1 protein-coding gene is annotated in these 271 nt (G+C 49.8%); it reads left to right on the forward strand.

What is annotated here, in order from left to right:
- A partial coding sequence (locus IV512_RS19820; protein ID WP_209406507.1) for a hypothetical protein occupies window positions 1-271 on the forward strand: 271 nt, incomplete at both ends.

Raw genomic sequence — 271 nt, forward strand, 5'->3', positions numbered from 1 at the left:
CGGAGACGGAAGCAATGTAACGATCGACACCAACGGAATGTCGATTTCGAACGTTGTGGCCGGTTCACGTATCGCCACGGTTACCGAGGCCGATGGTTCCACCACTGATATTAACGAAACCGTTACCGATATCACCGGAACCTCCAATAGCGGAAACGAGATCGGTCTGTACAGAAAGGAAGACGGCAGTACCGTTTCCATTCAAGAGAGTATTGTAAGAATAGAGGATACGGGCGATGGAAACGTTACCTTGGTCAATGAAGAGGGCAAC

The sequence above is a fragment of the Pseudozobellia sp. WGM2 genome, from assembly GCF_017810075.1.
In the GTDB taxonomy this organism is placed as follows: Bacteria; Bacteroidota; Bacteroidia; order Flavobacteriales; family Flavobacteriaceae; genus JADNYK01.